Genomic DNA, 1,940 nt, shown 5'->3' with positions numbered 1-1,940 from the left:
CCACCGAGGAGTCCACCGACCACAGCGGCTTTGAGCCAGACCATGGTGAGGTCCTCGCCGTCCTCGGGGTCGGGATGCTTGCGCCGGTCGCGGATTCCATCGATGCCGGCCCACACGATGATGACGAGCAGCACGAGGGCGTATGCCACCCAGCGCAGTGCCGATCCGCTCAGCGGCCACATCGACACTGCTGCCCCCAGCAGCAGTCGAACGACGACGTTGACCAATCCCATACTTATGCCACGCACTGCCCACCCAGTCATGCGGCACAGCATATCCGCACGTCGAAGTTTGTGTGTCGGGGCCCACAAGTTCGACGAGCCGGTCGAGGGAGGGGGAGCCTGTGGGGCGACCGGTAATGTCGGGCTCATGCCTGCCGATTTCGGTGCCCGTCGTGGTGCCCTACGAGAACTGTTGGCCGCCGACGGACTCGATTCGATGCTGATCACCGATCTTCTCAACGTGCGATATCTGACTGGATTCACCGGGTCCAACGCCGCGCTACTGGTCTCGGTGGCCGATTCGGCCGGTGACGAGGATCGGACGGTCATCTGCACAGACGGTCGGTACGTCACCCAGGTGGCCGAGCAGGTGCCGGATCTGCGGGCCGAGATCGACCGGGCGTCGGCGATACACCTGCTTCGATCGGGCGTGTCGGGTAGCGGCGGCCGGATCGGTTTCGAGAGTCACGTGGTGACCGTCGACGCCCATCGCGCGTGGTCCGAGCTCGACGGTGCTGCGGAGTTGGTCCGCGCACCGGGTGTCGTGGAGTCCTTGCGCATGGTCAAGGACGAGTTCGAGGTGGGGTTGCTCCGGGACGCCTGCCGCGCCGCCGACGAGGCCCTGGCTCGATTGATCGGTGGAGGCGGCATCCGGGCAGGCCGGACCGAGCGTGAGGTCGCCCGCGAGCTGGAATCGGCGATGCTCGACCACGGTGCCGATGCGATCTCGTTCGAGACCATCGTTGCGGCGGGTGCCAACTCGGCGGTCCCGCACCACCGGCCCACCGATGCGGTGTTGGCCGACGGCGACTTCGTCAAGCTCGACTTCGGTGCACTCGTCGGCGGCTACCACTCGGACATGACTCGAACCTTCGTCATCGGTAGTCCCGCGCAGTGGCAGCGCGATCTGTACGAGCTGGTGCAGCGGTCGCAGACTGCCGGTCGCGACGCCCTGGCACCGGGAGTGACCACCGCCTCGGTCGACGCCGCGTCACGCTCGGTGATCGAGGACGCAGGGTACGGGGAGTACTTCCTCCACGGGCTCGGCCATGGCGTCGGCCTGGAAATCCACGAAGCGCCGGGAATCGCGAAGACGAGCACCGGTACACTGCTGAGCGGTGCAGCGGTCACCGTCGAGCCGGGTGTCTACTTCTCCGGTCGCGGCGGCGTTCGGATCGAGGACACACTCGTCGTTCGCGACGGGGGTCCGGAACTGCTCACCCTGACAAGCAAGGAACTCACGTCCGTCTAGCGCGCGGGCGGGAGCGAATCCAAGCCCGTGACCGACGGCGCGTCACGCGCACAAACGATTGAGGAGACGCGAAGCAAGTGGCTTCCACCAGCGATTTCAAGAACGGACTGGTTCTCAACCTGGAGAACCAGCTGTGGTCGATCATCGAATTCCAGCACGTCAAGCCCGGTAAGGGACCCGCATTCGTGCGGACCAAGCTCAAGAACGTGCTCTCGGGCAAGGTCGTCGACAAGACGTTCAACGCCGGTGTGAAGGTCGACACCGCAACGGTCGACCGCCGCGACATGACGTACCTCTACCACGACGGCAGCGACTACGTGTTCATGGACGCCGACACATACGACCAGCTCTCGATCGGTGAGGCCACCGTCGGTGACGGCGCACGCTTCCTGCTCGAGAACCTGCGCGTTCAGGTCGCCATGCACGAGGGCGTTCCGCTGTACGTCGAGCTTCCCGTCACCGTCGAG

3 protein-coding genes are annotated in these 1,940 nt (G+C 65.5%); 2 read left to right on the top strand and 1 reads right to left on the bottom strand.

Annotation, left to right across the window (positions count from 1 at the left end; translation table 11 throughout):
* Positions 1 to 263 (bottom strand): B-4DMT family transporter (locus A2J02_RS12965; protein ID WP_197478014.1); only part of this gene is annotated, 263 nt, incomplete at its 3' end.
* Between the two features lie 106 nt (positions 264 to 369).
* On the opposite strand from A2J02_RS12965, the gene A2J02_RS12960 reads away from it, so the two are divergent.
* The gene (locus A2J02_RS12960; protein ID WP_068050561.1) at positions 370 to 1,473 is read left to right on the top strand and encodes a M24 family metallopeptidase; all 1,104 of its coding nucleotides are present in this window, start codon (positions 370 to 372) and stop codon (positions 1,471 to 1,473) included.
* A gap of 77 nt (positions 1,474 to 1,550) precedes the next feature.
* Positions 1,551 to 1,940 (top strand): elongation factor P (locus tag A2J02_RS12955; protein ID WP_068050560.1); only part of this gene is annotated, 390 nt, incomplete at its 3' end.

The sequence above is a fragment of the Rhodococcus sp. EPR-147 genome (assembly GCF_001647185.1).
Lineage (GTDB): Bacteria > Actinomycetota > Actinomycetes > Mycobacteriales > Mycobacteriaceae > Rhodococcoides.
This window is presented reverse-complemented; position numbering and strand designations above follow the sequence as displayed.

Excerpts from the sequence above, each read along its gene's own strand:
- A2J02_RS12960 (WP_068050561.1), top strand. The coding sequence starts at position 370 with ATGCCTGCCGATTTCGGTGCCCGTCGTGGTGCCCTACGAGAACTGTTG.